The organism is Streptomyces sp. NPDC033136, from assembly GCF_055578235.1.
In genome coordinates this window covers 66,264-90,310 of the sequence record NZ_JBVIPD010000025.1, presented here as the reverse complement: position 1 = coordinate 90,310, position 24,047 = coordinate 66,264, and the positions used below count along the sequence as shown (strand labels likewise).

Here is a 24,047-nt window from a genome sequence, read left to right as displayed (position 1 = left end):
CTCAGGTCACCTCCGATCTCCGCGCCCATCGCGGTATGCGCCGTTGAGGGACTTCGGGCGTTGAGGGCCGGGGGCCTTCGGGCGCCGGAAGCCTGCCGCCTTCGGGCGTCGAGAGCCGAGTGACGCCGGGTACCGGGAGGGCAGTGGCCGCGGCGGGTGCCGCCAGCAGCGAGGCGGCCACGGCCAGATGCAGCAGGTACGGCGAGGCGTCGCCGAGCCCGGCCTCGGTGTACGACGCGATCGCGCAGTAGCCGATCAGGAAGATCGCGCAGGCCCTCTGCAGCGACGGTGGCCGCAACAACGCGACACCGCCCAGCACGATGAAGACCGTCGCCACCAGGGCGATGCCGATCAGACCCTGCTCGTGGTAGACGGCCAGCCAGCTGTTGTCGATCGGCAGCCCGTCGAACGACTTGTCGCCCAGACCCGCGCCGAACAGTTGCTCCGAGGTCGTCCGGGGCGCTGCCAGCAGGGCGTCCCAGACCTTGGCCCGGCCGGTGAGGTTGGAGAAGTTCTCCTGGCTCTGCCCGCGCAGGAACCACGCCCGAAGCGCGGAGCTGAACGCCACCGCGGCGACAGCCGCGCACAGCACCGCCCAGGCGAAGAACCGGCGGGCGGCGGCGCTGGTCGGGACGAGCGAGCCGATCGCCAACGCCAGCCCGATGAGCAGGCCGAGCGTGGCCGTCCGGGTATGGGTCAGCGCGAGCAGGACGAGTGACGGCACGATGATCACCGCCGCGCTGGTCCTGTCGGTCCGGCGGCCCAGTACGAGCAGCACGGTGAGCCCGGTGATCACCGCGGCGTACTGTCCGATCTGCGGCGGGGTGAGCGGCCACAACGCGCCGACCAGCCGCCCGCCGTAGAGCTCGGGCATGGCCGCGCCCGGTGAGATGACCAGGCCGACGGCCACCGACCCGAGCACCGCGAAGTACATCCGGATGTGGTGCCGGACGAACGTCACGCCGCCGTCCCACCAGCGGCTGAGCAGCCACAGCGTGCCGACGAAGAGAGCCAGCCGGGCGCAGCGGAACAGCGCGCCGAACCCGGACTCCAGATTGGCGCTGGAGAGCACGCTCGGCACCAGCAGCAGGGTGAGCAGGAACAGGAGGGCGCCGGCTCGGATGCGCAGCCGGAGGTTCACCGCGAGCGCCAGCGCGAACGCGGCGACCAGCGCGCCCATGGTGACCATCTGGATGAGGGAGCGGGGCAGCGGGACGATGGTCTTCGCCCCGGCGGAGCCGAGCGTGTTGAGGACCAGCAGCCCCCAGACCGTCCCGACGACCTTCGGTGTGTGGTCCGCGCCCATCTCAACCACCGTCCCGTGCGCGGAAGGTGCTGCCCGCGTCCTGCCGGTACGGCGGGCCCTGCCACTGCCCGGCGTCGAGTGTCCGGCTCGGGTCGTGGGCGACGAACGTCCAGGGCCCGAGGTAGACGTTGTCGTGCCAGCGGTTGTGCTGCCGGTGGGTGATCGCCTCGGCCACCCGCTCGCCCTGGTACGGCGACCAGTCCGGATAGGTGCCGTAGTTGGCCAGCACCGCCATCCGGTCGCACTTCACCGTGCAGTCGACGACGGACTTGTCCAGCACGAAGCGGTTGCCGTGGATGTCCACCCGCTGGGTCTTCCACCGGCAGTCGGCGTACAGAGGTGCGGTGGCGATCGCCGGCTGTGCGCAGCGGTCGGTGTCCTTCACCAGCAGCGTGCAGTCACCGGACGAGGTGTTGGCCGGGCTGTTGCAGAACCGGTCGGCGTTCTCCCACAGGGTGATCCCGGACCAGTTGTTCTCCAGCACGTTCCGGTAGATCTCGATCCTGTCCGTGCGGGCCCGGATCCGTGGTTCGCCGCCGGACTCGGACAGGTAGACGGTCGCGAACGGGAAGGTGTCGCCGCGGTCGGCGCGCCTGCGGCCCTCGACCCAGTTGTTCCGCCGGATCGTGTTCGCCCGGATGACCGCGTTGTAGCTGGTCTCGTAGATCAGCGCGGCACCGTCGTTGGCCTCGAGCACGTTGTCCTCGATGCGGAAGTCGTTGTTGTTGGTGTCCGCCCACAGCCCGGCCCCGCGGTTGCCGTGCACCCAGTTGCCGCGTACGTCGGCGCCGTCGACGGCCCAGAACTTGACGCCTCCGGTGCAGCCGCAGCCCGGCCGCCGCCGCTCCCAGTCGCCGGTGTTGTTGCCCGTGATCTCGTTGCCCTCGACCACGAGGCCGCTGAGACGGCCGCCCGCCTTGTACGCGTTCAGGCCGTACTGGCCGTTGCCGCGCAGGCAACTGGCGCGGACCCGCTGGCGGGCACCGGCCATCAGCCCGGCGCCGGAGTTGTGCTGGATCGTCGCGTGCTCGATCACCCACCCGTCGGCCGAGTCGTGGTTGACCACGCCCTCGTTGTGCGGCGCGACGAAACCCTGCACGGTCAGGTGGCGGATGGTGACGTCGCGGGCGATGCCGCCGAACGCGTACTGGTTGGTCCTCCGCCCGTCGAGCACCGCCCCCGGCGCACCGAGGTAGCGGTTCCCCTCCTTGGGGATGACCTGGGCGTAACGGTCCGGCCGGAGCCTGTGCTTGCCCGGGCGAAGCCAGAACGTGGTGTGCGGGGGGCTGCTCTTCGTCTTCGCGGCCAGGTCACCGGCGACCGCGGGGTCGACCGTCACCGCGCCCGTCGGCGCCCTGGCCGGTCCGGCCGCGGGCTGGGCGCACACCCGGGCCACGGGCGTGGACGACGGCGCGGCGGTCGGCTTCGCCCCGGCGTCCGGCGTGCTGTCACAGCCGGTCGCCGCCAGCAGGGCCAGCGCCAGCGGTGCCGCCGCCGACGCCCAGTGCCGCCTCCTGTTCCCCACGCGCCCCCCTAGCCGCGGAACCTGAGCACGGTGGTGAACTCCTCCGCGCCGTCGGCGAAACCGGTGCCGACCAGCGTGGTGGCGCGTTCCTTGCGCCCGAATCCCGCGGAGTACCAGCCCAGCGGCGGGTCGCTCTCGCCGCGATGCGCCTGCCAGGACAGCTGCCCGGGCAGGTCGAGCACCGCGGAGCGGTCCTCGCCGTCCCGAATCCAGGTGAGCAAGGCCCGGTTCCCCACCAGGTCCGCGGCGATCGCCGGGCCGAGGTGGAACGCCAGGCGCACGGCCCGGCGCGGGCTGTGCCGGCCGCGGACCTCGTCGACCACCCGCAGCTCCCGGCTCGCGGCCGTCAGCTCCACCCGGCGGCGGTGCACGGAGGGTTGGTAACCGTCGTGCTCGGCACACCAGCGGGCCACCTGCTCCCCGGACGTGTCCGCGACCAGGACGCGGCTGCGGGCGTGCCGCGTCCACAGGAACGGCCCGCCGGAGACGGACTGGTCGGCGCCGTCCACTTGCAGGGTGTTGTGCCCGAGGGTCGACCGGAAGTACTGCCGCCACGCGGGCTGCCCGTGGTAGCAGTACGTCCCCGGGTCGGCGAGCACGTCGACTCCGTCGTGCCGGACCTCCACGGACAGCGCGTCCGCGTGAGCGTGCGCGGCGATGGACAGGAAGCCGTGCGGACCACCGTCGCAGCGGCACCAGATCTCCCCGGGACCCCGCAGGATGGTCATGCCCGCATCGGCGAAATGGGCCGGCCGGGCGGCCGGGCGGGTCACGGCCGGTGCGGTTCCGTCTTTCGCGTACGGCCGGATGAGCGCGGCCAGCAGCGGGGTGCGCACATCGGTGCCGGACACGGTCGGCCACCAGGCGAGCCGGCCGAACACGGCGTCCCCGGTGGCCAGCAGGGAGGCCCAGCGGTCGGTGCCCGCGCCGTCCACGACCAGGCCGTGCCCGTCGTCCGCGTCGCCCTGGCGGGGCGGCCGTAACCGGCTGTCCACGACGGCCGCGAGCGCGTCGGTCATCCGCAGCAGCACCAGCCGGATCGACGCGGGGACCGGCACGCCCGCGGCGTCCGCCTCGGCCACCGCGGCCAGGCCGAGCTCCAGCACCAGTCCGTGATACTCGCCGGCCAGCTCGCGGTTGAGGCCGGAGTCGAAGGTGTTGCTTCGCAGATGCCGCTCCAGCGACCGCAGCGCGTCGGCCCGCAGGCGCGCCGAGGAGGGGAACCACCCGAACGCGCAGGCCGCGGCCAACTGCCCGGCGGCCTCGGCGATGACGTGGTTGTTCGCCGAGGACCCCCGGCTGGGGAAGGCGGCCAGCCAGCGCTGGTGGTGCCAGATCTGGTTCAGGGCCACCGGGTTGCCCTCGAACAGCGTGGCCGCGCCCGGCCAGCCGTCGAGCAGCCGGCGGATCCACACCCAGGACAGCAGCCGGATCCCCAGCTCGATGCCGCTGGTCCAGTGCACTCCGCGCAGCGGCGCGTTCGCCGCCCACCAGGACCGCAGGTGCTCCGCCACGCGCTCGGCGTACCGCTCGTTCCCGGTGACCGCGTAGGCGGCGGCGAGCACGGTGAGGTACTGGTGCCGGGACAGCTCCCAGATCTGCTTGATGTCCCCGACCGCGTCCTCGTTCCGGTACGGCACGTCGAAGGCGTAGCCCCACGGAGCCCGGCGCCCGGTCTTCGGGTCGTACCACCAGTCCGGGTCGGCCAGGTCGTCGCGGACCACCCCGAAGTACTCGGCGTGCCCGGCCATCAGCCGGTCCGCCTCGGCGATGAGACGTTTCGCGGCATCCGGTGGCACCGCGGCGATCGTCCCGGCGGGCAGTACCGCGGTGAACCGGGCGCCGGTCACGCTCGGGCACTGGGGCCGCGCCGACCGCCACAGCCGCCTGCGCACCGCGTCGCCCACCCGGCCGCCGACCTCCCGCGGTCCCATCCGGGACAGCCGCCGCAGGTACCAGCCCGGACTCCCCGAGCTCACCGTCATCGCGCCCTCGCCAACGTCACCGGCGCGCCACCGGCCAGGGCGGCCCGCACGGCGAGCGTGGCCGCCGTGGTGGTGACCAGCGACTCCAGCGGCACCGGCATCGGCCCGCCGGTCCGCACGGCCTTGACGAACGCGGCCAGTTCGGCGTTCTGGCCCTTGTCCCGGGCCTTGGGCAACCGCGAACTGACCCACCGCTTGCGGCCGTAGACCGAGGCCCGGACGAAGTCGTCGAGCCGCAGCGCGCGGCCGTCCGCGACCAGGTCCAGCGTCTCCTTGGGGAAGCCGGCCGGGCCGGTGGTGACGTAGCTGATGGTGGCGGTGGACCCGTCCGGGTAGCGCAGCACGACCTGCAGGTCCTCGTTGCCGGACGTGGCGAGCGCGTACACCGAGACCGGGTCGGCCTCGAGCAGCCAGCTCGCCGTGTCGATGAAGTGCCCGCCCTCGCCGGCGAACCGCGAGCCCTGGGTGCCTTGCTGGAGGTACCAGCTGCCGTGCTCCAGCCGGCCCGCGTTGACCAGGTAGCGGACGCTCGCCGGACCGGTCCGGGCGCCGAACCGCTTCCTGGCCTCCTGCAGCAGCGGCGCGAAGCGGCGGTTGAAGCCCACCTGCAGCCGGTCGTTGCCGGACTCCTCCACCGCCGCGAGCACGCCGGTCAGCTCGTCCTCGGTGAGAGCCAGGGGCTTTTCCACGAACACGGCCTTCCCGGCCAGCAGCGCCTTCCGGGTCAGTTCGGCGTGCGAGCTGTGGCGGGTGACGACGAACACCGCGTCGATGGACGTGTCGCCGAGCACGGCGTCGAGATCCGTGGTCGCCTCGGCGAAGCCGAACTTCCGCCGCGCGTTGGCCGCGGACAGCGCCGTCGTGGTGACGACCGTGGACAACTCGACGCCGTCGCGCTGTGCCAGGTGCGGCAGCAGCATCGACGTCGCGTAGTTTCCCGCACCGACGAACGCCAGCCGCACCGGCGACTTGGCGGACCGGGCCGGGGTGGGTGCTCCGCCGTTGCGCCGCACCGCGGGCACGGCCACCGCCGGGGCCTCCGCTTCCTCCGCTTCCCCTGCTTCCCCCGCTTCCACTTTCTGCTCGGGGTACCGGAACAGCACGGCCACGGCCTTCAGCTCGCCGTCCTTCAGGCGCTGGTACGTCTCGACGGCGTCCTCGAAGTCGGCCGTGTGGGACACCAGGGGCTCCACGTCGACGCGGCCGCGGGCGACGAGGTCGAGGAAGCACCCCAGGTTGCGGCGCTCGGTCCAGCGTACGTAGCCGATCGGGTAGTCCCGCCCCTCGAGCTCGTACTCCGGGTCGTAGCGTCCGGGGCCGTAGCTGCGGGAGAACCGGACGTCGAGCTCCTTCTCGTAGTACGCGTTCCACGGCAGGTCCAGGCGGCACTTGCCGATGTCGACGACCCGGCCGCGGTCCCGGCTCAGCCGGGCGGCCAGCTCGACGGGCTGGTTGCTGCCGCCGCCGGCGGCCAGATACACCTGGTCCACGCCGTGACCGCCGGTGAGTTCGGCGACGGCGGTCTCCACGGCCGTGGAGGCGGGATCGCCGCAGGCCGCCGCACCCAGGCGCTCGGCGAGTTCGCAGCGCACCGGGTCCGGGTCGGCCCCGACGACGCGGACGCCCGAGGCGGCCAGCAGCTGCACCACCAGCTGCCCGATCAGCCCGAGGCCGATGACCAGCGCCACGTCGCCGAGCTGTGACTCGCCGCGGCGGACGCCCTGCAACGCGATGGACCCGACGGTGCCGAAGGCCGCGTGCCGCGACGCGAGGCCGTCCGGCACCCGGACGTAGAGGTTCTTCGGCACCCAGTTCAACTCGGCGTGCAACGCGTGCTCGTTGCCGGCGCAGGCCACGAGGTCACCGACCTTCACCTCGTCGATCCCGGCGCCGACCTGCTCGACCACCCCGCACAGCGAGTAGCCCAGCGGCGTGTAGGAGTCCAGCTTGCCCATCACCTTGCGGTAGGTGGCGGGCACCCCGTTGGTGGCCACGCTCTGCACGACCTTGGCCACCTGGTCCGGCCGGGAGCGGGCCTTGCCCAGCATCGACATGCCGGCCTCGGACACCTTCATGAGCTCGGTCCCGGTGGAGATCAGCGAGTAGGCGGTGCGGACCAGCACACCGCCCGGCTTGCACCCCGGCACCGGCACGTCGAGCACCGCCAACTCGCCGCTCTTGTAGTTCTGCACAACCTGCTTCACCCGAACTCCTCTGCATTCCTAAGCCGTTGACCGAGTGCTCTGACCGGCCCCGGAGGTCGCGCCGCGATACCAGTACTCGAGGGTCAGCACATGCCACAGGTGCTTGGAGAAGTCCCGCCGCCCGGCGGCGTCCTCGGCGACCATGCGCGCCAGCGCGTCGCGGCGCAGGAGCCCGGAACTGACGAGCACACCGTCGTGCACCACCTCGCGCACCAGCGGTGCCAGGTCCCGGCTCATCCAGGCGCGCAGCGGGGCGCTGAACAGGCCCTTGGGCCGGTACACGATCTCCCGGGGCAGGACCGAGCAGGCCGCCTCCTTGAGGACGGCCTTGCCCTGCCGCCCGGCGATCTTGCGATCGCCGGGCACCGCGAACGCCGCCCTGACCACCTCGACGTCCACGTACGGCACCCGCACCTCGGTCGAAGCGGCCATGCTCGACCGGTCCGTGTACGCGAGGTTCAGGCCCGGCAGGAACATCCGGGCGTCGCCCAGGCACATGCGGTTGACGAAGTCGTCGAGGTCGTTGTCCTGGTAGACGTCCGCGTGCTCGGTCAGCACGTCCTCGACCGTCCCGGCCAGATCCGGATCGACCAGGGCGAGCAATTCGTCCCGGTCGTACATGGTGTAGCTGCGCCGGAACGCGGTCTCCTCCGGCAGATCGGCGAAGGAGAGGAACCGCTTCGCGAACCGCACCGACCGGTACCCGCGGCGGGCCGAGGCGACCGGCAGCCGGTCCACGGCCGCGGCCACCCCGCGCCGCAGGGGCCGCGGGACGCGCTGGTAGCGCAGTGCGAGCAGGTTGGCCAGGTGCTTGCGGTACCCGGCGAACAGCTCGTCGGCCCCCATCCCCGAGAGCATCACCTTGACCCCGGCCTCCCGGGCGGCCGAGCAGATCAGGAACGTGTTGATCGCGGCGGGATCGCCGATCGGCTCGTCCAGGTGGTACGTCATCCGCGGCAGCAGGTCGAGCACGTTCGGGGCGATCTCGATCTCGTGCAGGTCGACGCCGAACCGCCCGGCGACCTGCCGGGCGTAGCGCAGGTCGTCCGGCATCGCCTCGAACCTGGCGTCCTCGGCGCGGAACCCGATCGTGTACGCGGAGATCCCGGGCCGGTCGCGGGCCGCCAGCGCGGTCAGGTAGCTGGAGTCGAGCCCGCCGGAGAGGAAGGTCGCCACGGGCACGTCGGACAGCAGGTGGCGCCGGGTCGACTCCTCGACGACGGCGGCCATGTCCGGCTGCTCGCCGGCCCGGGCCCGCTCCCGGCCCTCGGCGGCGACGTCCCTCAGGTTCCAGTACCGGCCGCGCTCCACCCGGCCGTCGGGCCGGCACCTCAGCCAGCTCCCCGGCGGCAGCTTCTCCGCCTCGCGGAACGCGCACCGTGAGTCCGGCACCCAGTAGTACAGCAGCGAGGCCACCAGCGCCGCGTGGTCCACCTCGAGCGACCCGCCGGTTGCGGCGGCGAGCGCCTTGAGCTCGGAGGCGAACACCAGACCCTCGCCGCGCCGGAGCAGGAACAGCGGCTTGATGCCGAGCTGGTCGCGGGCGAGTACCAGCTCACCGGTCCGCTCGTCGAAGATCCCGAACGCGAACATGCCGCGCAGCCGGGGCAGGCAGTCCGTGCCCCAGCGCCGCCAGGACTCCAGCAGCACCTCGGTGTCGGAGGTACCGCGGAAGCGCACCCCGGCGGCGGCCAGTTCGGCTCGCAGCTCGGGCGCGTTGTACAGCTCGCCGTTGTACGTCAGGACCAGGCCGCCCGAGACCATCGGCTGGGCGCCCGTCCCGGACAGGTCGATGACGGCCAGCCGTCGGTGCCCGAGGTGCACTTCGCCGTCACCGGCGGGGTGGCCGTACCGGCCCGCCCCGTCGGGCCCGCGGTGGGCGAGGGTGTCGGTGAGCCGGTCGGTCACGGCCTTCCCGTCCGGCCACCGGTACGTGCCTGCGATGCCACACATGTCTACCGCGCCTCCTGGTCGCTGTCCGGGACCCGTGCCGCCCACATCGGCAGCCGCTCCGTCCGCCGCGGGCCTTCCCCCACTGCCTGAACGGCGTGGGAGATACCCCCACCGTTCTGCCGGGCGGGCCGCTCGCTCCGGCCGCGCGGCGCGGTGTGCGGCCCGTCCCACAGCGTGCCGTCGGTCCGGTCCCGCGGATCGGGGTCGACCAGCACCACTCCGATCACCTCGATGCGCTGGTCCGCGAGCTGCCGCGCCACGGTGTGCAGCCATGCGGCGCTGCCGTGCCCGGCCCGCACGACGAGCACGGTCCGGGTGCCGAGGTACTGGAGGTCGGTCCAGGCCGTACCGGGCGCCACCGAGCCGACGCCGAGCCGGGGCTCCTGACGCGACACGGCCGCGGCACGCTCACCGCCGACCACGGTCGGGTCTCCCGGCTTCGGGCGGTGCTTGGCGAGCTGCGGGCCGGGCAGGCCGTCGATGACGACCACGGGCCCCTCCGCCACCAGTGCCCGGCCGAGGTCCAGGGCGAGCACGCTGGTGCCGCGCGCACAGCCCAGTTCCAGCAGCGACACCGGTTCCGCGGAGCCGCGCACGGTGCGGGCCAGGGACGCGGTGAGCCTTGTCCGTGCCGCCCGGGTCCGTCGGCGCTGCCACCGCCTGCCCGGCCGGCGGGGCAGCTCCGCGATGACCGAGGCGCCGAGGTTAGCTGCGATGTCCCGGCGCAGCACGGGGCGGTCCGCCACCACCGAGCCGACCGCGGCCACCGCGAGGCCGAGGGCGAGCCCGAGCACGAGCCCGATCGCGGCGTTGGTGGCAGCCGCCCCGGGCAGGGAGTGCCGCACCGCGCGCGGGGCGTCCACGATCTGTGTACCGGCGACGAGCCGGGGCGTGCCGATGCGCGCCTCCGCGGCACGCTGGCCGAAGTCGGTGATCCGCGAGGTGAGTTCGGCCCGGCGGGCGAAGAGCGACTCCATGTCCGCCGACGCCTCCGGCCGGCTCTCCGGCGATCCGTCCCCGATCGCCTTGTTGACCTGGGCGAGTTCGTCCCGCATGCGGTCCCGCTGGCCGAGCAGGGTCTTTGCCTCGGCGTTCGCGGCTTCCCGTATCCGCCTCACATGGTCCGCGACGAACGCGTCGGCCAGGGCCTCGGCGCGGTCCACCGCTTCCGCGTCGCTGTCACCCGTCACAGTGATCTGCAGCAGGTTGTTGGTCAGTCCGAGGCCCTCGTAGTCCTCCATGAAGTCCTCAGGTTTCTCCGGGGACTCGAGGGACTTCAGGGCTTGACCGGCGATCCGCGTCGTGTGCAGCAGCGCGGCGTCGGTGCGGATCAGCGTTCCGGGGTCGTTCGGCTGGTCCTCCTGATGCGCGACCAGCACCTTGGTCACCGCCGTCGGCGGCGGCGGGAGCAGGACGGCCACCGCCGCGCCGACGAGCAGCCCCAGCAGCGCCATGGAGCACCACAGGCGGCGCCGCCTGCGCACCGCCACCACCAGCGACTGCAGGTCCAGCAACGGGGCGGCGGCCGACGGCTCCGGCGTCGTACGCGTCGTCACCCCGGGCCTCCCGTCGCGTCGGCGCCCACCGCGAGCGCCGGGGTGGCGGCATCCCGAGGACGGCCGGCGGACCGCGCCGGACGGGCCCGGACCGGGCCGGCGAGGACGATGCCGACGACCTCGTGCCCCGCGTCCGCACACGCCTCGGCGAGGCCGGCGAGCTCCTCCGTGGTCCAGCGGCCCGGGCTGAGCACGACCAGGGCCCCCGACTCGTCGTCGCGGTCCGGCACCAGTGGCCGGGACACCGAAACCCCCACCACCCGGAGCACGGGGTATCCCCTGCTCGAAGAGCCCGGGGAAGGATCGCTCCCGGCCTCGGCGACGAGCTGCCCCGCGGCCCGGTGTGCGATCTCGTCGCCGTCCGGGACCACCACCACCACCACCACCAGCAGCCGCCGGGGGGCCGGCAGCTGATCCCGGAGGCGGGCGCACACCCGCCGGTAGCGGATCCGCCGGTCGGCCTCGTCGCCGGACGCCCGCGGGGCCGGTACGTCCCACCGGACGTCGACGCCCAGCAGGCGGCGGATCCGGGCCCGCGGGCCACGGCCCTCCGGCCGGTGCGCGGGTTGTTCACCGGGTACGTCGACGGTCCCCAGCAGCGCCGAGCCCAGCGCCGCGGCGATCTCCGGTTCGGTGCGCGGCCGGCGGCTCATCCGCGCGGCGGCGAGATGGCCGACGACCGCGAGCAGGAAGAACAGCAGCGCCCCGGCGACGACGAGCTGCGTCCGCGTCGGCGGCGCCTCACCGGCCGGCCGGGCCGCCGGCCCCATGACGACCATGGTGGCCTTGCCGGCAGCCGGGTCGGCCTGGTCCAGCCTGGTGATGGCCTCCCGCAGGGTGGTGCGCAGCTTCGCGAGCTCGGTGCGGGTCTGCACACTCTCCACGGTCCGCCCCGGATCGGCCGCGTCGGCCAGCTCGGTGATGCGACGGCTGGTCCGCGTCACCAACTGCCGCAGCTCCTCGGGCCGGGCCGCCGCCTCGGGGTCGGTGCTGTCGCCCGCGATCCGCGCGGCGAACGCGACGAACTGCTGGGCCACCTGGTCGGAGAGCCGCTGTGCGCGCTCCGGGGTGTCGGCCGTGCCCGAGATCTTGATGATGTTCCCGTCGGCGGTCTTGGCGCTCACCCGGTCCCGCAGCTCGCCGCTGCTGACGCCGCTCCAGCCGAGCGTGGCGGCCACGCGGTCGATCACCACCGAACTGGTCGCGACCTCCGTCTGGGTCAGCAGCTCGCGCTCCTCCCACGCCCCCGGCAGCAGCACCGACGCCGACGTCGTGTAACGCGGCGGGAACAGCACGGAGGCGCCGTAGCCGACGAGCGCGCCCACCAGAGCGAGGAGGATGAGAAGCCGTCGGCGCCGACGGATCATCCGCCCGATCGTGACCAGGCGTATCGTGTCGTCGCTCAACGGCGCGGCCTCTTCCCCGCCCGGCCCGGGCCGGCCGCCGGCACCGGAGGCCGGTCACGGCAGGCAGCGGCGTAGGCGGCGAGCAGCGACGCTTGCGAGTTCCGCCAGGAGAGTGCCCCGCTGATCCGCTCCCGGCCGATCCCGCCCATCCGGGCCCGCCGCTCCGGATCGTCCAGCAGCAGCGCGATGAGCCGGGCGAACTCGGCCTCGTCGTCGGCGGGCGCGTAGAGGGCGGCGTCACCGGCGGAGACGCGTGCCTCCTTCAGGTCGAACGAGACGATCGGCCGGCCCATCGCCATGTACTCCAGGACCTTGTTCATGGTCGACACGTCGTTGAGCGGATTGCGCGGGTCGGGGGAGAGGCACACGTCCGCGGTGGACAGGTAGCGCACCAGGTCGGCGTCCGGAACGCGCCCGGTGAACCGCACCTGCTCACGGAGTCCGAGCCGCCGGGACAGCTCCACCATCGCGTCGAAGGCGTCGCCGGAGCCGACGAACACCGCGTGCCAGTCGGTCCGCCCGAGCTCGTCACGCAGCTTCGCCAGGGCCCGCAAGGCGTAGTCGACGCCGTCCTGCGGGCCCATGACGCCCAGGTAGCACAGCAGATGGGGCTTGCCGCGCTTCAACTCCGGCTCGGGCGGCACCGGTTGGAACCGGTCGGTCTGGGGCGCGCTGCGCACCACGAACACGTCCTCCGGCCGCCGGCCGCCGCGGCGCACCGCGACGTCCCGGTAGCTCTCGTTCGTGGCGAGCACGATGTCCGCGGCCCGGTAGGTCCGCCGTTCCAGCGCGCACACGGCGCGGTAGAGCAGGTCCTCGCCGCGCCCGAACCGGGAGAGGTACAGCTCGGGCACCAGGTCGTGCTGGTCGAAGACGAACCGCGCGCCGCGCCGCTTCAGCCACAGGGCCGGCAGGAACAGCAGGTCGGGCGGGTTGCAGGCGTGGACCACGTCGACCGGGCCGACCTTCCGGGCCAGCCGGGCCGTGTGCCACAACGCCGCTCCGTACTCCCGCAGATAGCCGGCCGGTCCGCCGGTGGCCGCGCGCAACGGGTAGCGGTGGATCCGCACCCCGTCGATCACCGCCTCCGGCTCCGTGTCCCGCTTGCTCCCCCGGGGGCAGATGACGTGCACCTCCCAGCCCGCGTCGCGCAGCGTCGTGCACTCCTGCCACACCCGCCGGTCGAACGGCACCGACAGGTTCTCCACCAGGATCAGCGCGCGCCGGCCCGGCCGCTCGCCACCGGCTCCGTCCTCGAACGATGTGTCACCAAGCAAGGCCCACGTACCCCGGTTCGGTCTGACGCGCCTCGGCGTCGGGAAGGCGGACGAGGTCGACGATCAGCGGGCCGTCACCATGGGGCAGCGCCGCCAGCACGGCCGGATCACTGGTCCCGACCAGGCACACCTCGGCGTGCTCGAGCACCTCCTCGACGGAATCCGCGAGCAGCTGCGCGAGGTGCGGCAGCCGGGTCTCGATGTACTCGCGGTTCGCGCCGAGCAGCCGGGACAGGCTCACGTTCGCGTCGTAGATCTTCAGGTCGTACCCCTTGCCGAAGAGCCTCTCCGCCAGCTCGACGAGGGGGCTCTCGCGCAGGTCGTCGGTGCCGGGTTTGAAGGACAGCCCGAACAGGCCCGCCCGGCGCTTGCCGGTGCGCTCCACCAGCTCCACCGCGCGCTGCAGATGATCGGAGTTGGAGGGCAGCACGTGGGCGAGGATGGGCACCGAGACGTCGGCCCGCCGCGCCGCGTGGACCAGGCTGCGTAAGTCCTTGGGCAGGCAGGAGCCGCCGAAGGCGAAGCCGGGCCGCAGGTAGGCGGGGCTGATGTTCAGCTTGCGGTCGGCCAGGAACACGTCCATCACCTGGTGCGAGTCCACCCCGAGCGCCCGGCACACCGCGCCCAGCTCGTTCGCGAAGCCGATCTTCAGGCCGTGGAACGCGTTGTCCGCGTACTTGATCGCCTCGGCCGTAGGGACCGGCACCCGGAACACCTCGCCGGGCAACCCCTCGTACAGCGCCGTCACCGCGTCCCCGCTCGCCGGGTCGAGCTCCCCGATGACGGTCTTGGGCGGGTCGAAGAAGTCCCGCACGCTCGTGCCCTCGCGCAGGAACTCCGGGTTGACCGCGACCCCGACGTCCGCCCCGGCCGTGCCGCCGACGTACTTCTCCAGGATCGGCACCAGCAGGTTCAGGCAGGTGCCCGGGAGCATGGTGCTGCGGAACACGACGGTGTGCCGGCCCCCCTGCTCGGCCCCCTCGGCCAGCGCGGCGCCGATCTGCTCCGTGACCCGCTCCAAGTACGTGGTGCACAGACTGCCGTTGGCCTCCGACGGCGTCCCCACGCAGACCAGCGACACCTCACTGCCCCTGATCGCCTCGCGGACGTCGGTGGTGGCGCGTAACGCCCCGGTCCGCACGACCTTGGCGATGAGCTCACCGATCCGCTCCTCGACCACCGGGGCCCTGCCGTCGTTGACCAGGTCGACCTTCACCTGGTTCACGTCCACCCCGATGACCTCGTGTCCTATGCTGGCCAGGCACGCGGCCGACACACAGCCCACGTAGCCGAGCCCGAAAACGCTGACTCTCATGACCCGTTCACCCGTTCCTCCCCCCAGGCAGGCCCTCGCGGCCTGCCGTCCGCGCGCCGGCGGAACCGTCGAGTCGTGGCTCCCCGCGCATCAGTAGGCGCCCTGCCCGTGGAGCACCGCACGCAGCGTCTTCCACAAGATCACCGTGTCCAGGGCGAGCGACCAGTCCTCCACGTACCGCAGGTCCAGCCGGACCGCCTCCTCCCACGACAGGTCGCTGCGCCCGCTGATCTGCCACAGGCCGGTGAGTCCGGGCTTGACCAGCAGCCGCCGCCGGATGTCCGGGCCGTACGCGGCGCACTCCTCCGGCAACGGAGGCCGCGGACCGACGAGCGACATCGATCCGGTGAGCACGTTGAAGAGCTGCGGCAGCTCGTCGACCGAGTACCGGCGCAACGCTGCTCCCACCCGGGTCACCCGCGGATCCCGGCGGAGCTTGAACAGCGGGCCGGAGCCCTCGTTGCGGTCGGCCAGCTCGGCGCGTGCCCGGTCGGCCCCGGCGACCATGGTGCGGAACTTGAGCATGGTGAACTCGCGGCCGTCCTTGCCGACCCTGCGCTGGCGGTAGAACACCCCACCCCGGCTGTCCACCAGCACGAGCAGCCCGACGCACATCATCAGCGGCGCGAACAGCACCAGCAGGACCGCCGCGCCCATCCGGTCGACGACCCCTTTGACCGCCCGGCGGCCCCCGGTGAAGGCCGGCATGCTGACCCGCAGCAGCGGGATCCCGAGCACCGCGTCGATGTGCAGCCGCGGGCCGGCCACCTCCATCAGCACGGGGGCCACGACCATCTCGGTGTCGCTGCCTTCGAGGTTCCACGCCAGCCGCTGCAACCGGTCCGGTGACCAGTGCGGATCCGGGGTGACGGCGACGACACGGTAGCCGTCGCGGCGGATGTGGCCCGCGACGTCCGCCAGCCGGCCCACGACCGGCACTCCGTCCAGCCGGTCACCGTGGGCCCCGAGACCGTCCGCCGTGCACACCGCGTCCACCCGCCATCCGAGGTGCGGGAACTTACGGGTGCGGTTGATCAGGTCGCGCACGGTGGCCGGGCTCCCGGCGGCGAGCACCGGTCTCAGGCACCGGCCTTCCTTGCGCTGTTTGTGCAGCCAGAGGCGCAGCAGATACCGCGCGGTCATGGTGACGAGTGCGATCGCGGGGATCGCGACGAAGATCCAGAGCTTGATGTTGCGCGAGGTGAGGGCGATCCCGCCGAGCGCCAGGACGACGGTCGCCGCGAACAGTGAGCGTCCGAGCCGGCGGAACTCCTCGGCGCCCTGGCCGAGCACGGCCGGAGCCCACGACCGGGTCACCGCGAGCGCCCCCAGCACCAGCAGCTCGGTGCCGAAGGCGAGAATGCCCCACTTCTCATGCCAGTCGGCCGCGTCCCGGGCCCCGAAGAAGTTCCCGATCGCCGCCACCACGAAGGCGGTGGTCACGGTATCGCTGGTGATCACGGTACGGCGGTACCGCTGCTCCCAGTCGATCGCGGGCCGGCTGATCGCCCCGTTCGCCAGACGCCCGCGCTCCGACGGAAACGGGCTGACTAATTCCCCCTGCCGCACAGAACCCCCCAGGTCCCCAGTGCCGACGTGCTCGCCCCACCCTGTTGCTCACCGCGGGAGGACCCCACCCCCCGCCCCGTGCATGACATCCGGCTGGGGGAGAGCCACGTGAACAACCCGCCTGGCGGTAGTGGACTCGCCTGTCCTGCCGGACTTCTCGAGGTGCGCGGAGACCCGTCGAAACCTCGGATGCTCCCCGCACCCAAGGCCCTCCCGGGCCCCAGAACTGATCATCCCCATGTGTGGTGCCGGGGACGTGACCGCTGGCTTTGCGTAGCGCCGGATCTATAGATCGTTATGGGTCGCCTTGTGCCCGAACAGCTGAAGCACGGTCAATCTAGACCATGGAAGCGAGGATGGAGAGGGGTCGTGTGCAATTTGTGGTCAAGGCTTGAAGGTTGATCCACCGTTCGGTGGCCGCCTATGGTCACCTTCACGCCATCGTGCGCTCTCCAGCGGTTCGGCCGGGGCCTGGGGGCGGCTCGTGCGCGGTGGTGACCGGTGAGTTGCGGCGGGCGGTCTCGGGCAGGCCTGATCAAAATGTGTGACGCTCATCGACTCGTAGTGCCTGGCTGGAAGGCCTGTCGACAGCGGCGGCGGGGAGGCGACCTGCCTCACGGGTGGACGGCTGAGCTCATCGGCGAGTCGTTCCCCATGTCTACGAATCGGTCTCGATCCGGGCCACTGCTTGGGCCCTGAGGACGGTGCGGCAATCATGGGCCCATGCACCGGCCGCCGCTCCGCCTCCACGCCTCCGAGTGGTTCACGGCCGACGAGTCGACCCTGAATGTCGCGTTTGTGTACCCGATGCAGGGTCCTGCCGGAATCTTCGGACCCGCCTGTGAGGCATGCGCGCGGCTGGCTACCGAGGAGATCAACAAGGCGGGCGGTGTCCTCGGCAAGGAGCTGCGGCTGCTTGAGGTCGACGGCGGCGCGGAGCCCCAGCGGGTCGCGGACGAGGTCGAGGCACTGGTGGCGACGGGTGCCGTGCAGGGCGTCACCGGCTGGCACATCTCCTCGGTGCGGCAGGCGGTGGCGCCGCGCGTCGCGCACCGGGTGCCGTACGTCTACACGGCCCTGTACGAGGGCGGCGAACGCACCGAGGGCGTCTTCATGACCAGCGAGACCCCCGCCTGGCAGCTGCTGCCTGCGATGCGGCTGCTCGCTGAGGCGCGGGGTGTGCGCCGCTGGTTCGTCGTCGGCAACAACTATGTCTGGCCCCGGCGCACCGCCCGGGCCGCGCGCCGCTACGCGCGCGAGGGCCGGGGCCGGGTCTCCGGTGAGGCGTACCTCCCGCTGGGTATCGACGATTTCACCGACGTGCTGCGGCGCATTGAGCGGGCGGACGCGGACGGCGTGCTCATGCTCCTTGTGGGCAGCGACGCGGTTCGCTTCAACCGGGCCTTCGCCACTGCCGGCCTCGATCAGCGCTGCCTGCGGCTGAGCACGCTCATGGACGAGAGCATGCTGCTGGCAAGCGGCCTCGAGGCAACCACCGATCTCTACAGCACGGCCGGGTTCTTCGCGTCACTGGCCGACCAGAACACGATGGACTTCCACGGTCGGTATGCCGGCCGCTTCGGGATGGACGCACCGGCGCCCGGGAGCCTCGGCGAGTCCTGCTACGAGGGCGTGCTGCTGCTCGCGGCGCTCATCGAACGGGCCCGCACCCTGGACGTGTCCGCCATCGGAGCGGCCGCCGAGAACGTCGCCTACGAAGGTCCACGCGGCTTGCTGAGCCTGGACGGACGGCATGTACGCCAGCGCATCTACCTGGCGCAGGCGGACGGTCTCGACTTCAACGTGCTCGCCCAACTGCGCGCTCCGCACGAGCTGTTGTGACTCCGCCGTTGCCCTCCAGTGCCCCGGCCAGCTGATCGAGCAGGGGCTTCAGCTGCTCCTCTTCGTCCTTTGTGAGCAGGGACTCCATCTCGCCCCAGTCGGCCCCGACCGCGCGGGACAGCCGCTGCCAGTGCTGCATGCCCCGTGGTGTGAGCTGGGCCAGGACCCGGCGCCGGTCGGCGGGGTCGACGCGGCGGAAGACCAGGTTCTGGTCGACGAGTTGGTCCATCAGCTTGGTCAGGGTCGGGGCTGGCAGGAAGGCGTGGTCGGCGAGGGCCGTCATGATGTGTCCCCCGCCGTCGGAGAGCAGGTCGAGTACCCGCCACGCCTCGATGGAGCAGTCGAATTCGTCGAGCACGGACTGGACTCGGCGCACCGAGAGGCGCTCGGCTCGTGTCAGCAGGTGGAGCAGGTCCTGGGGCCGCCTCGCCATCGCACTCCTCAGCTCTCATCCGCAATGTCCCCGCGGCGGGGACGACTTGAGCCTACCGTCGATCACCTCACTCTTGACAGAGGATTCCCGGAATCTGGTCCTTCCCGGTGGAAGCAATAAGTGCCGTCACTGAGATGCCGCCAACCGTGCGTCGCCAGTTACGGCTCCTCTCCTTTTTGACCTACCGAGATACTTCCTCTGGAAACTGTTCTTCAATTGCACGGAAACACGGTTGAAACAGTTCCGCCGCAGGCTGTGGACGCACTTCAGCGACCAGCCCGGAGGTCACCCCGGAACGGCTGGGGGACCCGCGCGCCAACGCCGCCGCCACTCTGAAGCGCGTCTCATCCACTCCCTCCGTTCCTTCCCCAGAGACTTCCGCTCACTTCGCACAGCCCTTCGGGGCAAGGAGGTATTGAATGTCCGGGCTCAGCATCAGCAGACGCGGTCTCCTCACGGGCGTATCCGCCCTCGGCGCATCCGCCGCTCTCAGCGCGTGCGGCGCCAAGACCGGCAGTGACACGTCGTCCGGCACCGGCGCCAAGGCGGACACCTCAGGCGACACCGTCAAGGTGGGTCTGCTGAATTCGCTTTCGGGCACGATGGCCATCAGCGAGGTGACGGTCCACAACGCGCTGTTGCTCGCGGTCAAGGAGATCAACGCCGCCGGCGGTGTACTGGGCAAGAAGCTGAAGCCGATCAGCCAGGACGGCGCCTCCGACTGGCCGACCTTCGCCGAGAAGGCGCAGACCTTGATCACGGACGACAAGGTCGTGGCCACGTTCGGCTGCTGGACCTCGGCCAGCCGCAAGGCCGTCAAGCCGGTCTTCGAGCGGAACAAATCGCTGCTGTTCTACCCGGTGCAGTACGAGGGCCTGGAGCAGTCGCCGTACATCTTCTACATCGGTGCGACCACCAACCAGCAGATCGTTCCCGCGCTGGACTACCTCAAGAAGCAGGGTCTGACGAAGCTCTACCTGGTCGGCAGCGACTACGTCTTCCCGCGTACCGCCAACAAGGAGATCCGGGCGTACGCGAAGGCCAACGGCATGGAGGTGGTCGGCGAGGACTACGCGCCGCTGGGCTCCACGGAGTTCAGCACCATCGTCAACAAGGTCAAGGACGCCGGCGCGGACGCCGTGTTCAACACCCTCAACGGCGACAGCAACGTGGCCTTCTTCAAGGAGTACAAGTCCGCGGGGCTGACCGCGAAGAGCCTGCCGGTGCTGTCGGTCTCCATCGCCGAGGAGGAGGTCAAGAGCATCGGCACCCAGTACCTGGAGGGCCAGTTGACGGCCTGGAACTACTACCAGACCACTCCGGGCGCGGCGAACGAGAAGTTCGTGAAGGCGTACCAGGCCGCGTACGGCAAGGACAAGCCGACCAGCGACCCGATGGAGGCCGCCTACATCTCCGTCTACCTGTGGAAGGAGATGGTCGAGAAGGCGGGCTCCTTCGACGTGGCGAAGGTGAAGGCGGCCTCCGACGGCATCACCTTCGACGCCCCCGAGGGCAAGGTCACCGTCGACGGCGCCACTCAGCACGTCTACAAGACGGCCCGCGTCGGCAAGGTCGGCTCGGACGGCCTCATCGAGGAGGTCTGGAACTCGGGCAAGCCGATCAAGCCGGACCCGTACCTGAAGGGCTACTCCTGGGCCTCCGGCCTCTCCTGAGCCCCGCTCGGCCCCTCGCGGTGGACCCGGCCTCGTCGTGAGGCCGGGTCACGCCATGGAAAGCCCGCACCTTTCGTCCCCGACCCGGAGCCGCTTCATGACGGTCATCCTCAACCAGTCCTTCACCGGCGTCAGTATCGGTGCCGTCCTGCTGCTCATCGCGCTCGGCCTGACCCTGACCTTCGGTCAGATGGGCGTGATCAACATGGCGCACGGCGAGTTCATCATGGCCGGCGCCTACACCACGTACGTGCTGCAGAAGTCCATCAGCAGCGCCGGCGTCTCCCTGCTCGTCGCCCTGCCACTGGCCTTCCTCGTCGCCGGCGCCATGGGAGCGCTCCTGGAGTGGCTGCTCATCCGCCGCCTGTACACCCGGCCGCTGGACACCCTGCTGGTCACCTGGGGCGTCTCCCTGATGCTCCAGCAGCTCGCCCGTGACATCTTCGGCGCCCCCAACGTCCAGACCCACGCCCCGGACCTGCTGACCGGCAACATCTCGGTCGCGGGCATCACCCTCGCCAACAACCGTCTGTTCATCCTCGTCCTCGCTCTGCTGTGCGTCCTCGCCCTCACGCTGATCCTGCGGCGCACCCCGCTCGGGCGCCGTGTCCGGGCCGTCGTCCAGAACCGCGACCTCGCCGAGGTTTCCGGCATCGCCACCGAGCGGGTGGACCGTACGACGTTCTTCATCGGCTCGGGCCTGGCGGGTGTGGCCGGCGTCGCGCTCACCATGGTCGGCCCGATCGGCCCGACCATGGGCACCAACTACATCGTCGACGCCTTCCTGGTCGTGGTCGTCGGCGGCATCGCCCAGCTCAAGGGCAGCGTCATCACGGCCTTCGCGCTCGGCGTCCTGCAGTCCGTGCTGGAGTACTCCACGACCGTGAGCGTGGCCAAGGTCATCGTGCTCGTGGCGATCGTCGCCTTCCTTCAGTGGCGACCCCAGGGCCTGTACACACTGCGCACCCGGAGCCTGGCATGACGACAACGACCTCCCCGACCGAGACGACCTCCCCGGCCGAGACGACGTCCGTGGCGCAGCCGTCGGTGCCCCTCCTGGAGCGCGTCCGCGTGCCCGGCGCCTTCGTCCTCGGCGCCCTCCTGCTCCTCGGCGTTGCCCCGCTCGTCCTGTCCGACTTCCGGCTCAACCTCCTGGCCAAGTACCTGTGCTACGCGATCGTGGCCGTCGGCGTGAGCCTCGCCTGGGGCCGCGGCGGACTGATGGTCCTCGGCCAGGGCGTCTTCTTCGGTCTCGGCGGCTACGCCATGGCCATGCACCTCAAGCTCGCCGACGCCGCAGACACCGGCCAGAAGTTGCCGGACTTCATGCAGCTGTACGGCACGGGTGACGCGCTGCCCTGGTGGTGGAGTCCGTTCGCCCACCCGGCGTTCGCCCTCGCGATGACCGTGCTGCTGCCGATGGCGGTGGCTGCGCTGCTCGGCTTCTTCGTCTTCCGCCGCCGGGTGAAGGGCGCGTACTTCGCGATCCTCAGCCAGGCGCTCGCCGCCGCCCTGGCCATCTGGCTCGTCGGCCAGCAGGCCACCACGGGCGGGACCAACGGCCTGACCGACATCCAGGGCTTCTTCGGCTACGACCTCAACGACCCCGTAAACCAGCGGATGGTGTACTTCATCATCGCCGCCGTGCTTCTGCTGCTGATGACCGCCGCCCGCCAGCTGTTCGTCAGCCGCTACGGCGAACTCCTCATCGCCGTAAGGGACTCCGAGGAGCGGGTCCGCTTCCTCGGCTACAACCCGGCCAACGTCAAGCTGGTGGCGTACGTCGTCGCGGCCGGCATGGCGGGCCTGGCCGGTGCTCTCTTCGTGCCCGCGGTGGGGATCATCTCCCCGGCGCTGATCGGCATCGTGCCGTCCATCGGCTTCGTCATCGGCGCGGCGGTCGGCGGCCGGGCGTCGCTGGTGGGTGCGGTGCTGGGCACGATCGCGGTGGCCTGGACGCAGAGCACACTCTCGGACGCCTATCCCGCCGCGTGGACGTACCTCCAGGGTTTGCTGTTCGTGGTGGCGGTCGGCTTCCTGCCCGGCGGTCTGGCCTCGCTGGTGACCGTCCTGCGCAAGCGCCGTACCCCTACCCGTACGACTGGAGAGACAGCATGAGCGGCGAGGGACTGGCCGTCCGCGACCTGCGGGTCACGTTCGACGGCTTCAAGGCAGTCGACGGCGTGAACCTGGACATCCGCCCCGGCGACCTGCGCTTCCTCATCGGCCCCAACGGCGCGGGCAAGACCACCCTGGTCGACGCGGTCACCGGACTGGTGAAGGCCACCGGGTCCGTGCGCTTCGGCGGCGAGGAACTCCTGGGCAAGCCCGTGCACCGCATCGCCCGCCTCGGGATCGGCCGTACCTTCCAGACGGCCACGGTCTTCGAAGAACTGACCGTCCTGCAGAACCTCGACATCGCCGCCGGAGCCAGGCGCGGCCCGCTGACGATGCTGCGGCGCCGCAAGGACATCCCCGAGGCAGTGACGAAGGCACTGGAGACCACCGGCCTCACCGACCTCCGTGACCGCCCGGCGGGCGTGCTCGCCCACGGCCAGAAACAGTGGCTGGAGATCGGCATGCTGCTCGTCCAGGACGTGAAGCTGCTGCTGCTCGACGAGCCCGTCGCCGGCATGAGCCACGACGAACGCGAGGCCACCGGCGAACTGCTGCAACGGGTCAGCGAGGACCACACGGTCGTCGTCATCGAGCACGACATGGACTTCATGCGTTCCTTCGCACGCAGCGTCAGTGTCCTGCACGCCGGCAAGGTGCTCAGCGAGGGCTCCGTCGCCGAGGTCCAGGCCGACGCCAAGGTCCAGGAGGTCTACCTCGGCCGCGCATCCGAACCCGAGCCCGCTGCCGTTCCTGTCGCCGAGGAGGCGTGACGCCCATGCTGGAGATCAACACCGTCCGGGCGGGCTACGACCGCACCACCGTGCTGCACGAAGTGACCGTCGCGGTACCGAAGGACGGCGTCGCGGCCGTCCTCGGCCACAACGGCGCCGGCAAGAGCACCCTCCTGCGGGCGGCCATGGGGCTGATCAAGCCGACGGGCGGGACGATCCTGCTGGACGGCGAGGACATCACCCGCCTCGCTCCGCACCAGCGGGTCGCCCGAGGTATGGCCTACGTCCCGCAGGGCCAGCAGTCCTTCCCGCACCTGACCACCGCCGAGAACCTCCAACTAGTCGCCGACGGCCGCCCCGACGGCAACGAGGCCATCGCCGAGTCCCTGGACCTCTTCCCGGTCCTGCGCGAGCTGTCCGGCCGCCGCGCCGGACTTCTCTCCGGCGGCCAGCGCCAGCAACTCGCCATCGCCCGCGCCCTGATCACCCGCCCCCGGCTACTCCTCCTCGACGAACCGACCGAGGGCATCCAGCCCTCCGTCGTCTCCGAGATCGAGGAGACGATCCTCGCCCTGACCCGGCGAGGCGGCCTGTCCGTCCTCCTCGTCGAACAGCACGTCGGCTTCGCCATGCGGGCCGCCCAGGGCTATTACGTGCTGGAGGCGGGCCGGGTCACCTCCTCCGGCGAGGGAGGAGCGGAGTTCGAGCAGACCGTTCGGGCGGCGCTCAGCGTGTGACGGAAGGGGCTGGCGCCCCCGATTTGCGGATCAGCGGGTACGGGAAGCCGAGCCCGTACCCGCCCAGGTAGCGGCGTACGAAGCCCTGCCGCCCTTCGTCGGACGGCAGGGCTCTCGCATGACGTACGACCGGTCAGGCCTCTCCGACGAACCCCGTCCACGCCTCACGTGACACACGGATGACGGGCCCGGCCACGGCCTTGGAGTCCCGGATGTGTACGACTCCCGTGTCGGCGGCGACCTCGACGCAGTCGCCGCCCTCGGTTCCGCTGTAGCTGCACGTGATCGCTCCCTCCCGCACGGCCAGGATCGAGGTCACCGACACCTGTACCGAACGCACGCCGCCGGACCCGGAGGCGCTGCGCACTCCCCGGCGCCGAGGACACCGGCGGGCGGGGGCTGGTTCTCGTCGCGGCG

At 71.5% G+C, this 24,047-nt stretch carries 18 protein-coding genes; 6 read left to right on the top strand and 12 right to left on the bottom strand.

Going from position 1 to position 24,047, the window contains the following annotated elements; translation table 11 throughout:
- Position 1 precedes the first annotated feature (1 nt).
- From ACZ5TL_RS33115 to ACZ5TL_RS33070, 10 genes are all read right to left on the bottom strand, one after another.
- The gene (locus ACZ5TL_RS33115; protein ID WP_468594498.1) at positions 2–1,306 is read right to left on the bottom strand and encodes an O-antigen ligase domain-containing protein; all 1,305 of its coding nucleotides are present in this window, start codon (positions 1,304–1,306) and stop codon (positions 2–4) included.
- A 1-nt stretch (position 1,307) separates the two neighbouring features.
- On the bottom strand, positions 1,308–2,831 hold the full coding sequence (locus tag ACZ5TL_RS33110; RefSeq protein WP_468594497.1) for a right-handed parallel beta-helix repeat-containing protein: 1,524 nt from the start codon (positions 2,829–2,831) through the stop codon (positions 1,308–1,310).
- Between the two features lie 8 nt (positions 2,832–2,839).
- Positions 2,840–4,816 carry a heparinase II/III family protein gene (locus tag ACZ5TL_RS33105; protein ID WP_468594496.1) on the bottom strand — a complete coding sequence of 659 codons (1,977 nt, stop codon included), beginning with the start codon at positions 4,814–4,816 and terminating at the stop codon, positions 2,840–2,842.
- Positions 4,813–7,020, bottom strand: coding sequence for a bi-domain-containing oxidoreductase (locus ACZ5TL_RS33100; protein ID WP_468594495.1), 2,208 nt, complete (start codon positions 7,018–7,020; stop codon positions 4,813–4,815). Before ACZ5TL_RS33100 ends, ACZ5TL_RS33105 begins: the two co-directional genes overlap by 4 nt.
- Positions 7,021–7,038: 18 nt before the next feature.
- Positions 7,039–8,973 carry an asparagine synthase (glutamine-hydrolyzing) gene (gene asnB, locus ACZ5TL_RS33095; RefSeq protein WP_468594494.1) on the bottom strand — a complete coding sequence of 645 codons (1,935 nt, stop codon included), beginning with the start codon at positions 8,971–8,973 and terminating at the stop codon, positions 7,039–7,041.
- A gap of 2 nt (positions 8,974–8,975) precedes the next feature.
- Entirely contained in the window at positions 8,976–10,529 is a 1,554-nt protein-coding gene (locus ACZ5TL_RS33090) for a Wzz/FepE/Etk N-terminal domain-containing protein (protein WP_468594492.1), read from the bottom strand.
- A complete protein-coding gene (locus ACZ5TL_RS33085) occupies positions 10,526–11,935 on the bottom strand; it encodes a Wzz/FepE/Etk N-terminal domain-containing protein (protein WP_468594490.1) in 1,410 nt (469 codons plus the stop codon). The genes ACZ5TL_RS33090 and ACZ5TL_RS33085 overlap by 4 nt, the downstream gene beginning before the upstream one ends.
- Positions 11,932–13,212, bottom strand: a complete 1,281-nt coding sequence (locus ACZ5TL_RS33080; RefSeq protein WP_468594488.1) for a glycosyltransferase family 4 protein — start codon at positions 13,210–13,212, stop codon at positions 11,932–11,934. Before ACZ5TL_RS33080 ends, ACZ5TL_RS33085 begins: the two co-directional genes overlap by 4 nt.
- On the bottom strand, positions 13,202–14,527 hold the full coding sequence (locus ACZ5TL_RS33075; RefSeq protein ID WP_468594486.1) for a nucleotide sugar dehydrogenase: 1,326 nt from the start codon (positions 14,525–14,527) through the stop codon (positions 13,202–13,204). The genes ACZ5TL_RS33080 and ACZ5TL_RS33075 overlap by 11 nt, the downstream gene beginning before the upstream one ends.
- Before the next feature lie 90 nt (positions 14,528–14,617).
- Positions 14,618–16,096 carry a sugar transferase gene (locus ACZ5TL_RS33070; protein WP_468594485.1) on the bottom strand — a complete coding sequence of 493 codons (1,479 nt, stop codon included), beginning with the start codon at positions 16,094–16,096 and terminating at the stop codon, positions 14,618–14,620.
- Between the two features lie 723 nt (positions 16,097–16,819).
- Here ACZ5TL_RS33070 and ACZ5TL_RS33065 point away from each other — a divergent pair.
- Positions 16,820–17,938 (top strand): substrate-binding domain-containing protein, encoded by a 1,119-nt coding sequence (locus tag ACZ5TL_RS33065; protein ID WP_468594483.1) that lies wholly within the window; start codon positions 16,820–16,822, stop codon positions 17,936–17,938.
- Here ACZ5TL_RS33065 and ACZ5TL_RS33060 read toward each other — a convergent pair.
- Positions 17,895–18,371, bottom strand: coding sequence for a MarR family winged helix-turn-helix transcriptional regulator (locus ACZ5TL_RS33060; protein ID WP_468594482.1), 477 nt, complete (start codon positions 18,369–18,371; stop codon positions 17,895–17,897). The genes ACZ5TL_RS33065 and ACZ5TL_RS33060 overlap by 44 nt on opposite strands.
- 419 nt (positions 18,372–18,790) lie before the next feature.
- On the opposite strand from ACZ5TL_RS33060, the gene urtA reads away from it, so the two are divergent.
- From urtA to urtE, 5 genes are all read left to right on the top strand, one after another.
- On the top strand, positions 18,791–20,044 hold the full coding sequence (gene urtA, locus ACZ5TL_RS33055; RefSeq protein ID WP_468594480.1) for an urea ABC transporter substrate-binding protein: 1,254 nt from the start codon (positions 18,791–18,793) through the stop codon (positions 20,042–20,044).
- Between the two features lie 97 nt (positions 20,045–20,141).
- Positions 20,142–21,026, top strand: a complete 885-nt coding sequence (gene urtB, locus ACZ5TL_RS33050) for an urea ABC transporter permease subunit UrtB (RefSeq protein WP_468594479.1) — start codon at positions 20,142–20,144, stop codon at positions 21,024–21,026.
- A complete protein-coding gene (urtC, locus tag ACZ5TL_RS33045) occupies positions 21,023–22,162 on the top strand; it encodes an urea ABC transporter permease subunit UrtC (RefSeq protein ID WP_468594477.1) in 1,140 nt (379 codons plus the stop codon). Before urtB ends, urtC begins: the two co-directional genes overlap by 4 nt.
- The gene (urtD, locus tag ACZ5TL_RS33040; protein ID WP_468594475.1) at positions 22,159–22,932 is read left to right on the top strand and encodes an urea ABC transporter ATP-binding protein UrtD; all 774 of its coding nucleotides are present in this window, start codon (positions 22,159–22,161) and stop codon (positions 22,930–22,932) included. The genes urtC and urtD overlap by 4 nt, the downstream gene beginning before the upstream one ends.
- Positions 22,933–22,937: 5 nt before the next feature.
- A complete protein-coding gene (gene urtE, locus ACZ5TL_RS33035) occupies positions 22,938–23,630 on the top strand; it encodes an urea ABC transporter ATP-binding subunit UrtE (protein ID WP_338895618.1) in 693 nt (230 codons plus the stop codon).
- A gap of 133 nt (positions 23,631–23,763) precedes the next feature.
- Here the strand turns inward: urtE and ACZ5TL_RS33030 are convergent, their stop codons facing one another.
- On the bottom strand, positions 23,764–23,940 hold the full coding sequence (locus tag ACZ5TL_RS33030; protein ID WP_468594541.1) for a DUF397 domain-containing protein: 177 nt from the start codon (positions 23,938–23,940) through the stop codon (positions 23,764–23,766).
- Positions 23,941–24,047: the final 107 nt, after the last annotated feature.